The organism is Vibrio sp. 1401, assembly GCF_033340295.1.
The window spans coordinates 1-13,079 of sequence record NZ_JAWOWF010000020.1; the positions used below are offsets into that span (position 1 = coordinate 1).

The 13,079-nt window shown below is 40.2% G+C and carries 10 protein-coding genes; 3 read left to right on the forward strand and 7 right to left on the reverse strand.

Annotated elements, in window-relative coordinates:
* Positions 1-331: 331 nt before the first annotated feature.
* Both R7Z77_RS11940 and R7Z77_RS11945 read left to right on the forward strand, forming a co-directional pair.
* Complete coding sequence (locus R7Z77_RS11940; RefSeq protein ID WP_225452543.1) at positions 332-1,690, forward strand: DUF4041 domain-containing protein; 1,359 nt, start codon at positions 332-334, stop codon at positions 1,688-1,690.
* 9 nt (positions 1,691-1,699) lie between these two features.
* Positions 1,700-2,935: a GIY-YIG nuclease family protein gene (locus tag R7Z77_RS11945; RefSeq protein WP_203514218.1), complete on the forward strand. Its 1,236-nt coding sequence runs from the start codon at positions 1,700-1,702 to the stop codon at positions 2,933-2,935.
* 255 nt (positions 2,936-3,190) lie between these two features.
* Here the strand turns inward: R7Z77_RS11945 and R7Z77_RS11950 are convergent, their stop codons facing one another.
* From R7Z77_RS11950 to R7Z77_RS11980, 7 genes are all read right to left on the reverse strand, one after another.
* Positions 3,191-4,048, reverse strand: coding sequence for a hypothetical protein (locus R7Z77_RS11950; protein WP_203514217.1), 858 nt, complete (start codon positions 4,046-4,048; stop codon positions 3,191-3,193).
* 692 nt (positions 4,049-4,740) lie between these two features.
* Entirely contained in the window at positions 4,741-5,208 is a 468-nt protein-coding gene (locus tag R7Z77_RS11955; RefSeq protein ID WP_203514216.1) for a hypothetical protein, read from the reverse strand.
* A 169-nt stretch (positions 5,209-5,377) separates the two neighbouring features.
* On the reverse strand, positions 5,378-7,870 hold the full coding sequence (locus R7Z77_RS11960) for a hypothetical protein (protein WP_168936739.1): 2,493 nt from the start codon (positions 7,868-7,870) through the stop codon (positions 5,378-5,380).
* Positions 7,867-9,423: a hypothetical protein gene (locus R7Z77_RS11965; protein ID WP_225452544.1), complete on the reverse strand. Its 1,557-nt coding sequence runs from the start codon at positions 9,421-9,423 to the stop codon at positions 7,867-7,869. Before R7Z77_RS11965 ends, R7Z77_RS11960 begins: the two co-directional genes overlap by 4 nt.
* 39 nt (positions 9,424-9,462) lie before the next feature.
* The gene (locus R7Z77_RS11970) at positions 9,463-11,004 is read right to left on the reverse strand and encodes a site-specific integrase (RefSeq protein ID WP_318136685.1); all 1,542 of its coding nucleotides are present in this window, start codon (positions 11,002-11,004) and stop codon (positions 9,463-9,465) included.
* Positions 11,005-11,180: 176 nt separating this feature from the next.
* Positions 11,181-11,384, reverse strand: coding sequence for a hypothetical protein (locus R7Z77_RS11975; protein ID WP_213967853.1), 204 nt, complete (start codon positions 11,382-11,384; stop codon positions 11,181-11,183).
* Positions 11,385-11,771: 387 nt separating this feature from the next.
* Complete coding sequence (locus tag R7Z77_RS11980; protein WP_226975298.1) at positions 11,772-11,972, reverse strand: hypothetical protein; 201 nt, start codon at positions 11,970-11,972, stop codon at positions 11,772-11,774.
* An 81-nt stretch (positions 11,973-12,053) separates the two neighbouring features.
* Here R7Z77_RS11980 and R7Z77_RS11985 point away from each other — a divergent pair, with 81 nt between their 5' ends.
* Entirely contained in the window at positions 12,054-12,893 is an 840-nt protein-coding gene (locus R7Z77_RS11985; protein WP_213895842.1) for a LysR family transcriptional regulator, read from the forward strand.
* Positions 12,894-13,079: the final 186 nt, after the last annotated feature.

Genomic DNA, 13,079 nt, shown 5'->3' on the forward strand with positions numbered 1-13,079 from the left:
AGCCTAGTGCGGTGAAAGTTGCACGCTGGGTTCTTAGAGGGGCGACACTTGGTAACAGGTGTCGTCTACTCGACAAAGGTGTGTTTGCCGTGATCGGCGCTGGCATACCTCTGGACATTTCCGAGTCAGTGAATCTGCCAATTTAGGTATTCGCGGATTACTCGGAGTATGACGAACCTTGATGGTCGTTTGTTACGCTTCAAAGAACAATTCATTTTTAGTCACATACAGGTTCCTTAGATCCACCTCATAATATGAAGTATGATTAACCTTACTTATGCAATGGGTGTCATTTCGCCTGCACGCTCCAACATTTACAAAAGGAATATCAATGCCTGAAACTGCTGAACCCTACCAGTTAGTATGGATTGTACTAGCATTGCTGACGTTCACCTTCTTTTTATCCGCTAGCTATACAAAAAAAAAGCGTAAAAATCTTCTGAAAGAGATTAATAAAAAGCAGAAAGCTCTAGCTGAAAAGTCCGTCGAGGAAATAGTTCAAGATTTGGATAATCAAATTGGCGACATTGAAACCAAAATTGAGCACGGAAGGCCAATCTACTCACGGCTTAAAGACGAAGCGACTAAAAATAAAGAGCAAATGAAATACATTAACGTCGGTCTCTTTCCGCCCGCTTACAAGTTTGATGACAGCCAGTCACTAAAAGATAAAGTTGCCACTTGCATTGAGCGTCAGTATCAGGTCATTGAATCGGGTCGAGCTACAAGTGCCTATTCAGACTGGGATTGGTTTGGTAGTAAAGCAAAAGGAGCGCAAATGGTCACTTCATACCAACGCCTTCTTCTCAAAGCATTTAATGCCGAGTTCGATATGATTCGAAAGAAAATGCGCCATTCGAGCTTCGACACAGCCTTAAATAAACTAGACAAATTAGAACAACAATTGGAGAAGCTCGGTGAAACAGCAAACGTCGCCATTTCACAAGAATACTTCAATTTGAAGGTAGAAGAACTCTCCATATGGCATAAGGAGATGCTTCACAAAGAGAAAATTAATCAGGAAAAGAAGAAACAACAAGCACTGCTGCGAGAGCAAGCTAAACAGGCTAAGCAATCTGGAGGCGATACGGACGAGCTGGAAGATGAGATTTACTATAAAAAATCAGATCTTTTGAAAGCACAAAAACTAGCGAAAGAACTTCACGGTACAAGTGCTCTAGGTATGGAAGAAAAGATCGCCAAAATGCAAAAAGAGATCGAAAAGCTAGAAAGTAAGTTTGAACGCGCAACCTCTCAGGCTCAAATTACGAAAGCTGGTTATATATATGTAATCTCTAACATTGGTAGTTTTGGGGAAGGCGTTTTGAAAATCGGAATGACGCGCCGATTAGAGCCTATGGATCGAGTAAATGAGCTAGGTGATGCCAGTGTTCCATTCAAATTTGATGTGCACGCCTTAACCTTTGTAGAGAATGCGCCGAAAATAGAGAAAGAGCTTCACCGCAAGTTCAATAAAGCACGGGTGAACACTGAAAATCATCGCAAAGAGTTCTTCAGAGTAGCTCTTCAAGAAGTTGCAACAGCAATGGAAGAACTTGGTGTTGAATGTGATTGGTACTTTGACGTAGAAGCAAAAGAGTATCGAGAGAGTCACCTAATCAGAGAAGCTCGCAAACAAGAAGCAGTGGAAACAGCTTCCGCTTCTAGCCAGTTACCACAGTCAATTTAAGGAGTGTCTATGTTCGTTACTATCGCCTTAGCTGCGTTTACTGTGCTCTCACTGATTTTATTAATAAGATCTCGTTCTTCACTGAAAGAACTACAACTGCAAGATGAAGATATTGAGAAAGTTTATGCCCCAGCAACTGAGAAAGAACAACTACTCTCAGATATTGCAAATAACTACCAAGCTCTACAAGAAAGTTATAAAAAAGAGCTGTTCCTCCTGAAGGAAGGTGAAAAACAGCTCTCTAATTACTACCTTGGTGTCGGCACCACTGACTCCATATCTTATACCAACCTATCACCGTCACGTGACCTAGAAAGCCTTGAGAGTAGATACGCTGAAACTAAGTTGGCAATAAAACAGCTCGTTAGCGATAAACGGGCATGTATCTGCTCTATGGGCAAAGACGTCGCTGTTAATGGTAAAAAGTCAGAAGCTAAAAAGCTGTTTAACAGAGAAATTAAATTAAGACTACGATGCCTAGATAATGAGTTTAAAGCGGCTTCAGCCTTGGTTGATTGGAACAATATCAACCGACTTATAGAGCGCACTCAAAAAACCTTTGAGGAGATTAATTCTTCAGCAGACTTAGTAAAAACACACCTAAAAAATGAATATTTGCAGTTGAAAATTAAGGAACTAAGGTTGGGTTACGAGATCGCCCAGCTCAAGCAAGAACTCAAGGATGAAGAACGCGAAGAGCTTCAAATTCAAAGAGAAGCTGAACGAGAGGAAAAACGAATAAAAGCTGCTGCGGAGAAAGCAGAGAAAGAACGACAAGTTATGGAGCGCTTGGTTGCTGAAGAACTTAGTAAACTTGAGTCCAGCAGTGCAGAGCAAAGGGCTTTGTATGAATTCCATAAGCAAGAACTGGAAAAGCTTCGTGAAAAGGAGAAAAGAGCTGTTTCTCTAGCTCAGCAAACAAGAGCTGGCTATGTGTATGTGATATCAAATAAATTGTCGTTTGGCGATAGCGTCGTCAAGATAGGAATGACACGACGTGCTGACCCAAATGACCGAGTAAAAGAGCTAGGTGATGCTTCAGTACCTGAACTATTTGATGTCCACGCATTCGCATTTACTGAGGATGCACCAACATTTGAACGGTTCTTACACACTAGATTTGCCGAACAGAGAGTAAATCTTGTTAATGGTAGGAAAGAGTTTTTCTTCGTTTCCGCAGATGAAGTCCTCGAAGAAATGAAAAACTATGAAGGTGAATATGAGCTAAATGAAGTAGCAGCATAATTTAAGTAAGCTAAAAATAGAACACTGGATAGGCGAACCAATGGTTCGCCTTTTTGCTGGTTAAAATTGTGAGCTGAAGCCCAACATTCATTTCATAAACATACAATGAGGAAGGTACCGTCTTCATTTTAGTTAGTCACTACCTTATTGCTCAGTTAAAGCAAGCCTTAGCTTAGCCATAATTTAGCTAAGGCAAATTTGTGCACTGACGATTACTCTCTTGTGATGGCTAGCACGGAATGGGGCACTTCCGAGTTAATTTGCATTGCTAGAGGCCATCACTTGTTGAATCGTATTTCTGTCGGTAAACTCTCTGATAATAACCGCGCCTAAAGAGTGAGCTAGCGAGTAACCATCCCAAAGCTTTCGAAAGGTTATGTCTTGCTCTTTGTAGCGCTCATGTATATCAGGAAAAACTGATAGTAGTTGTCTTGTACTCTCCCAATCATCGAACCCTGATGCCTCGATAAACTTATCTAGCCCCTTATTCAAGTTATGGCCGATGGCTTTTGCCTCGCTTTGTGTAAGGCCATTTTTCAAGGCAACGTATGACTTAAAAAATATTTCAAGAGCCATTCTGCAATTAAGAATGGCGCGAGGATCTGGTCGATGTTGGGAAAGTATGGATGTGGCAGACCTTAGCTCTTGATCTGCTGACATGAGTAGTTGAAGGCCAAATTCATTCAAGCCTTGCATTTTGCGTAGATCATCTACCCCCATTCCATAGTCTAAACAGTCCGCCCAATAGATCACGTAATCCCAAGATTGCCTATGATCTGCCATCATCTCTTGTTTGATGCCATTAGGCATTTCGTGGATACAATCGAGAGCATTTAACTGAACCGTGCCATACGAAATTGGAATAGAAACAACCCAAAATTGCGCATCATAGAAATATACGGCTTCATATAAGCTCCCAACTTGATGTGCTCCTGGCTTTGAATTTGCCTCAAACCATTTAAAAATGGTTTTCGCGACATCCGATGAAAAATTCACCGAGGTATTGAATTGCTCTGAATAACGACGAATTGCCTCCCAAGGCCGCCGTCGCTGCTCTATGCCAGCAGCTCGGAACTCTGTGTTTAGATTAGCTAGCCACTCTTCGGTAACCATTTCTCAGTCCTTTTTTGCCTCTAAGATTTTATTAGTGCGCATGTGACCTGAACTCAACTTTTTAGTCCACGGATAAGTTAGATTTTTAATCAACTAAACACATAATGAGGCATTAGATAAATTGAATCAAACTGAAATTAATAGAAACCTTATGACTGATGACCCTGAGAAGGTTTGGGGCAAAAGCTTTTCAGAACAAAAGACAGGCGGCGACAACACTTCAGGACAATTACATGTACAAGTATTTTTAACACGAGACTTCTAATCAATTTTGAAAGGTAAGTCTGCCTTTTCCGGCGAAGATGGTAGAGAAATAGCTTCAACCATCGTTTCTCTCTACCAACAATGACCAACTTGTCCGTCGCGCGTGTCACTGCTGTATATATCCAACTGTTATCAACGAGCCAGAGTATTACGCCTTGCGAAGCGTTATAGCATAAGCAAGATCCATATCGTAAAAACGAGCGCAGCAAACGATGTTTGAATCTTCGTCATTTCCCCCTTTATCTGAATCGACATATATGGTCTTATTATCAGCCTCATACTTGATGATTTTGCTTATAGTGCCGTTCTGGACTCCTAGTTCTTGATCATTTTGGTGAAAATAATTGGGTCGTTGACCTTGAAGTATGTCTCACTGCCGAACCACTGTATAAATGGGTTTGTTGTTAACGGCATTAAATTTGTTTAGATCACTCATCGTTATTTGATTTATCCATCATCTTTAATTCATGCAACTCTCTTATGAGATAAGGGGACAGGCAGCGCTCGATATTCTTAACTGTGGTTTGTGCACGAATCACTTTAATCATGTTTAAGATGCAAGTCGTGTTTTGTTGCACCATGCGTCTTGATTCTCTGATTTGGTCGTTAAGATTAGCATTGGCAGTCTCCAACTCCTTTCTGCTCATAGAGCGCGAGCTTTTGACGCTTTCACCAAACGTTCCATTCAGTTTACCAATCTGGTCTTTGGCAAACATTTCTATCAACTCTTTACGGCTAGTTAAAGTCGCTTTACTGTTTATTAAGTCCCGTTCTTTGAGCCTTCTAAAGAGGTTTGCCTGAGTTATAGGAGAACGCTCGTAGCCCTCACTAAGCATATCTAATAGCTCTTGCTCGATTCGAGCATCAAGCTCTTTGCCCTTGAGTTTTTCACTCATGTTTAACTCCTAATGATCTGGTGTAGCATTGATGACACTCTGTGTAATCAATGCCCCTTACAAGTTTGATTATTTGGTGGCTGTTCAATAAAATAGTTGAACCGCTCATTACGTTCGCACAGCTCAATATTCGCTAGATGTCAACGATTTGACTTGAGCAGCCATAAGGCTAAGCATTATCCGTTGGGAGAGGTGCTGTATGAAGTTCTTTGTTACGTTTGGACTCTAATGCCTTCATTGACTTTATGTCACGCTGAGCAACCGCAAATATTTCTGAAAGCATTTTCGGTTTTCGATTCCCATCTAAAGCTGCCAAATTTATCAATGTCTTTTCATTCACTAGGGTGTCAGACTGGCTCTCATGATACGAGACATTATCTTGGCGGGAATGAAGCTCACCAAGTATCTCTTCACACTCCTCGACAGAAAGTTCTCCAGTTAACTCCATGTGATTGACGACAGTTATTTGAGAGGCAATTCTTTCTCCCAGTTGCCTAACTTTGTGTTCCTCGTCAGATCTACCAGTAAGAGTAAAATACGCACAGGGTGAGCCGTCTTGGCACTTCATGTTGTAAGGGCATGAGAACGTCGATATTTTGCGCATACAGCTTCCGAGGTTCATTTCATGCAAATCTGAGTGGGGGCGAACCTCAGCCTCTTTTCTGGCTAGAGATGACTTATCATCCATTTCTTCTTCATCGATCAAGTCAAACAGCTCACCAAACTCAGCGAATACATCGCTTGAGCTGTTGCTTGACAAATCGACAATGAATGAGGTTTTATCTTCACTTGTTGTCTGTGTGCCGAGTGCTTGTGCTAGTGCATTTAAGGGAGTAAGACTTGGGTTGATTTTTATGGAGGCTTGCTCCTTCACCGTCTCTAACGCCTTTCCCTCGCTGGAAAATTGCTTGGCATTACCAAACGAGACCAACTCGGTAGAAACAGCACGGTCTTCAAAGCTTAGATGCTGATAGTTCTTATTTTGCTTGATATTGTTGCGTCCCATAAACATCGCTTGAAGATGGTCAGACACATCGGCTAATGCATAAAATGTATTTATCCCATGCCTTGGGGAGTGAGAATACATTGTATCGACCTCACCATTTTCATTGATTAAACCGTATTTCGCAAACACACTACGCTCACGGTTTCCTGTTTGCCCATATCCCAAAAACTGACTGATAACGTCTTTATCAATTACCTGTGGAATGACTTTCAGAGCAGCTTGTCGGGTTAGGTTCGCACTACCTAAGGGTAAAATAAATAGCAATTTCTCGTATGGAATACTAATCACTTCTTTAGTGTCTGAATCTGTATAGCGCCAGATTAAGTCCGACGAAATTCCTTTATCTTCTTCCAAGACCGCCTTGATAAATGTATCAATATCACTGTGGTTGTATCGTTTCTCTTTGCTGTTTCTACCAGTGTCAGTTTCTGAGAAGGGCATAATTCCGTAACCCAACATTTTTTTGTTGGCGTAGTCTCGTGCGGCTCCGCGACCACGTAAAACGACAGTCTTCGCATAGGACTCGTAAACATCATCGACGATTAAATCAAGGTTCGCGACTTTAGGGCGTAACTCAATAACTTCGCTGTTATGATTGCCAACCCATGTATACGGAAGAAATGATTTAAAATTATTTGCTCTAATATGTTCTACTTGACGACGAAGTCGCTCATTGAGGCATATCGTGTCTACTACAATCTCTTCAAGTAGATCAACTGTCATTGGCTCAAACCAATGTGTGCGAATGCCTGCTTTTTTTTCACCACGATATTTCAGACCCACAAAGTAAGTTGGCAAGCCCCGTTTTTCCATAGCGTCCTTTGTGTAAGGGTCACTAATTTCAACAACTTTAAAGTTATCATATTGGGCGGTTGCCCCTTCCATATGACGAAAGCCTGTTACCATCAGTAACAACACAAAGTTGAGAACTATTTTTTCTCCATCATTTTGAACCAAAGAGCGTAGGGCAACGATATTTAAGAAGGTTTGAATGGACAGGTTTTTGTCTTTACTATTTTGGGCTTCACCTTCTTTCTTCTGTTCATTCTTAACTTGATCTGTGTAATTGTACGAGATGTTCGTTTGCTTTGTCTCAATCTCTAATTCAGTTTGAGTTATGCCAAGATAGTTTAATTCTTTGACTACTTGCTTCGCTCGAATGTAGTCATCAGCCGCATTAGTGTCTGCTGATTTGCCTGTTCGTGATTGAGCACATAGGTCAACGGCTTCCTGCAAGATTTCAGAAGTAATATTGATAGGGTGAGGCTCAATACCACGCATCAACATGCGAACGTAAACACGCTTAAAAAGTATATGTGTGTTAACTACAACTGACCCAGAGGCAGTTCTATCCCTGAAAAGTGACACGCAGTAAGCCTTGATGAATTCAGAAAAAACTGGGTTCAAATCAATCGTACCTAATTTTTGTTCGTCACCCTTAAACATGCCTTTCATTGAATTGGTTCTGGCTTGACCAAAATTCACATGTCCTTTTGTCGTCGCAAATATACCTGAGGAAACCCCTCCAAATGTCCAGTTTTGAGATTGCCAAGAGTATTGCTCGTTACCTGCATTAATTTCAGGTAAAAGTGCATCTTCGAAGAACGACTTATTCAGGGATATAAAGTCGTTTAATTGCTCGTAGTTTTGTTTCATCGAAAGCCAGCCTCAAGACGGTTAATCACCATTTCAATTTCGTTTTTAGTCTGTGTTGCAGTATCTATAAGAGGGTTGAGTACACCTTGACCTTCCTGTGAAACGTCAACAACGTCAATTAGCTCTTCAGTCATGATATCGAGCACCTCTTTATGTTTGCTGATATCCCTGAAAGGTCTGAAGTAAAAGCAGCCGTAGCAGCTACGAACTTTCTGAAGGTGACACAGTTTTTGGTGTCTTTTGCATCCTCCAACTCGCTTAATTAACTTGCCCCGAATGATCCCCGAAACAAAGTATCCCTGCCATTCAGTTTCATCCACAGAATAGCCAGTTAAAAGCAGTCCCATCATGCCTTTCCAGACAGGATTTGAACCAAGAGCTTTATGTTTTAATAAGGCTATCTCTGGCGTCGCTTGTATGTAATAACTGGCAGCAACCGTAGAAGCATGACCAAGCACCATGGCTATTTCTTCCGCTGACGCATTAAGCATTGCCATGCTATGACCAATGTTGTGTCGGAAATCATAGAGCGTGTAAGTCGGGGTATCCATTCGCTCATTTGCAATAGCGACCTTTACGTGTTCAGGCTGGATAAACAGCAGTGCATCGTTGAGAGACTTATGCAACTGTTGAGATAATGAACGCTTTTTATCACCGTCATAGGGATACAAAGTATCCCCATTTTCAATATTGAACCGCTTCTTGTATTCATCAATAATGCGACCAATTTCGCTGCTCAACGCAACTGGTGTAGTCGAATCAGTCACTGCGCTTTGCTTGACCAATGGAACCGCAATTAAATATCGTTTTAAGCCAGTTTTATGATTCATTGAATGTAGTTTTACAGAGCCACCAATCAGCTTTGCAAACTGTTGAGGACGACAACCGACGCCATAAGAAATCGCGAGAACGGATAAGTCTTTTAGTTCCTTGTTGTTAAGACTTGAAAGTCCCTCTGGCGTGCCGAACTCAACCAGCCGATTTACTATCAGGTTTTTGAAGTGGGTAGGCATTGCGGCTTCGACATCTTGATAGCGAAGAAATGGATCGGTAGTAGAGGGAACAGGTAAGCGAACCAATGACTCTAAATCGTCAATGTCAAAGTCAGGGAACCCCATTCTTACAAGATATCGAGTAAACGATTTAACTTCGAAATATCCGTGGGCTTTGTTAGCAGCAGCACGAACTTCAAGCCATTTATAGAATGTCCCGTAGGAGACGTCTTCTAACGATCTGATAGCGCTCTTGATTTCTGTAAACTTAACTGATGGTAACGGGGCTAGGTGTCCTGAAGTGTACTTTATCACCAATAATTTCAACAGTTTATTCCATTCAGGAGACAGGTCAAACTTGAGAACATGAATACGTCCCAATCTGACATACTCCCAACGGTCACTTTTCGTTTGAACGTGGGAGGTATCATCTTGGGCTGCTACGTCAATAGCCATCACAGCAGGTAAATGTAAGTCATTAATAAAGGCTTTCTGCGCTACCGTAAAGGCTGGCGCTAGGCTTGGGCTACTCGTTTGGTTCAGATGTGTTACGTTGCTCATTGTTGCTTCCTGCAAAAAGGTTAAGATGTTGTACTGTTTCTACCATGGGAGTTCTTCGTCAAACTCGTAAAGGGTAACGTCAGTTTTATGGCTATTGTAGACATGCATTAACGTTTCATTTGCCTTACGCATTTCGAAACGTTTCGCATATTTGGAGGGCATGGTCGAATTGATAGACCACCCACCAAGTGTTCGTAATTTATCTCTCACTTCTGCCATTATTCCTTTGACGTTCACTGCACCAGCCTCAATGAACTCTTGTTTGAGCTTGTCATATAAGTTTTCCATTGTGCCGAAAGCCCACGTGTGCCTGAGCCAGTGGGGAGAGATACTTTTTGTTATAGATTCGGCATACTCGGGATCGAAGTGCTCAGGAAAATGTTTCTTAAACGACTCTGTAACATCTTTGAACTGAGTCATCACAGTCGAGTAACTCGATGGCTTAAAAGGACTGGTGCTTGCTGAAAAGATAAAGTCATGCTTGGCTTCCGGCGATCTAATAAACCTGTAATAGGTCATCAAATTCTTGTAGTCATCAGCAGTAACGTGAATGTGTCGGTTACTAAACTTTGTCTTAATCTGAGGCTTGTTATTTCGCTCATCTTCAATGGCAGAATCATCTAATGAATCATCAGATAGATTCCTGACACTCATAATCCAACTGTTCTCTACGGTTCGTGATTTTTTGAACGAATTCTTTCGAAGGAGTAGGGACTCGCCAATGCGCAATCCGTACTTAACAAGTAAGTTTGTTAAGAGGTAATTTCGCATTTGAACTTCATAGGTGACAATAGGATTGAGAGGGTTCTTTTTGATCAACTCCCATTCAATAACTCCCGTTTTGTCGTTCTTTAGCGGCTTCATCACATCTGGCAGAAGCACTTTGAAGAAATCCACGTATTGCTCTTCAGTCAAACTCTTCAAATCATCGAAACTGGTGGTGGCTTTAGCAGCAGACTTATTGAATTTATTGAACTTTTCACGAGCCTCATTCAATCTCTCTGCGGTTTCAGTTCTCAATCTACGAAGGGTATTACGGTCTTCATCTATATAAGATGCTGATATGTAGGTTGAATTTAAGAACTTAATGAAGTTACACACCACGCGACAATGCTTGGCAGCAGTTCGTTTTTTCCTGTTAGTTTCTTCGCTTGCATTAACAGAAGATGGAAGCGCAGTAATATTAGTGATCAGCTTGCCAGCCATCAGGAAATCCCAAAAGGCATCAAGCTCAGCAATCATAGCTTCTACGTCTTGGTAATCGGTACGATAGAAAGAGTAATCCAGAGAAACACCATGTTTCTGTAACCAAAAGTCATAGAACAGCTTGAGAGAGTCCATATAAGATTTTTGGGTGCCAAGTGCTTTTTCTTTTAACTGAGATTCTAGCCAACGAAACGAAAGTAGTGGTGGCATAGTGGTTTGCACATCTAGAATGCACCAGAACTCGTCGCCACATTTTTCAACCTTATACATGAACAAATTAACTCTCATAGATTTAACGACAATGTACAATAATAGACTAGAAGATATAGCATTACTAAGTCGTTTTCTATGTTTTGTGAAATTAATAATCAACAACTTATTTCGAAGATAATAAGTTGTTGATTATTATATACTTTATGGTAAATAACTTATGTTGAATGAAATAATGAAAGAAGAGTTGGTGTACTAACTTACACTAAAGGTGAATTTAACATAACACATATAATACGAACTTAAGGGTTAGAAGATTAGCATTGGTGAAGTCAGTTTAGTTACACCGTATTTGGCTGTTGCTGCTTTGCAAGCTTCATCAGCTGTCTTGTATGGGCCATGAACTTCGATTCCACCACAGCGACCACTTGAACTGTATCTTTGGTTTCGATTCCACCACAGCGACCACTTGAACTGTATCTTTGGTTACGTCCGACACCATGCACGTTGGTTTTGCATCTTGCTCGTTCAATATGAGTCAACATGGACACGCATTTGCTTAACCCAAAAGTGTAAGTACTAGATTATCTTTATAGGAACAAGGAATCTAACAAGTGTAAACTCGCTACTTTTCAATCTATACCTAGATCTTTCTTCATATGTTCACTCAACTCGTTAGTGGTTCTTACATTAATCTTATGTTTGCAATGATGGACTCTCAACTCTTCACCAAATAATTTTACTAGTGATTTGGTATACAAAGTACTAATATTATTTATAATTCTATACAATGTATCTTTCTGATAAACAGATCTTTTCGAATTTTGTGTTGCAGTCTTCATATTTAAATATCCTCACACGTTTAACTTTATAATTTAAAGAATCAATTTCAACTTTTATTATTACTTTTTCCGATATGAAATGAGTCTTTATCAATGATGCACAATCAACATTAAATCACCCGAATCCAACTTAGTAATTTTGCGAGACAATTTTTTTATTTTTAAATCTTTATTTTCTATATTTAATCCGATTGAGTTAATTCCTTCAGGATATCGGTTTAACTTAATATCCAATATGGTTTTATTAAGATAGTAGTCTGCCATTATTTCATGGCGGCTTTTAAATATCATTGTCCCCCTCCGATGATGCAAGTTATACTTTCCCACCAGTTAAAAGACAACGTGACTCAGAGTTGCAAAAAGGTAACAATCATGGAATTGATGAACAATGAGCTGATCTGCTTTGCTGCCATTTGTAAACACCTCTCTCTTACAGAGGCATCAAAAGAACTTGGAAAGTCGAAAGCTCAAGTCAGCAGGCAGCTAGCAGCATTAGAAAGACAACTTGGCGTAACACTCGTCCACAGGACAACAAGGAAACTCGTTTTAACTGATCATGGCGAAAGCATTAGAGAGCTTGCTATCAAGACGTTAGAGAGTTTGCACGAGTTAAATTACAGAGCTAGCTCGTTGAGTGAATGCATTGATGGAAAGTTCAAAATCACAATGCCCAACTCTATAGCCTCTTCTATTTTTGGTTCTGTTCTTAAAGACTTAAAAGAACGATATCCAAAAGTTGATTTTGAAATATCATCAAGTAACAATGTAGAAAATTTATTAGAAAGCAATGTAGATTTAGCGATTAGGCTTAATAATGTTATTGATGACACTCTTATTGCACATAAAATTGGTGATTATAGTGATGTTTTGATATCTAGGGTAAGTAATGCTAACAACAAAACACTATTAATCTACAAACATCATTCGAATAAGGAATCAATTAAAAATCAATATACTGATGTTATCGAAGTTGATAACACCTCTATTTTAATAAACTTTGTTTCTGAGGGAGTTGGGGTTGGTGTCATTCCAAACTATCTTGTTAAAAGTAACTATATAGACAAAAACATCCGAATATCGCAAACTTTTGATATAGAACGTTCCATGTATATTGCCTACCCTTATCAAAACCCTTTGCCAAGAAAGCTAGCTGAGATATCTACTTTTATTAGGTCTGAGTTATCACAAGTATTGAAGAGTGAGTCATTTTAGGGCGGTTGTTCAGATGCGTTGTCTACTCAACTAGGCCTAACGCTAATCTTTGTAACATATTGTTTCAGAGGTATTTATTAACACCCCCATCTTTATGCTTGCTATCACAATGTGAGATGCTCTGCCGTCTTGTTATCAAGGTTTTGCGTGGAATAAATCACGTGGGGTAAACGATAGATTGACTTA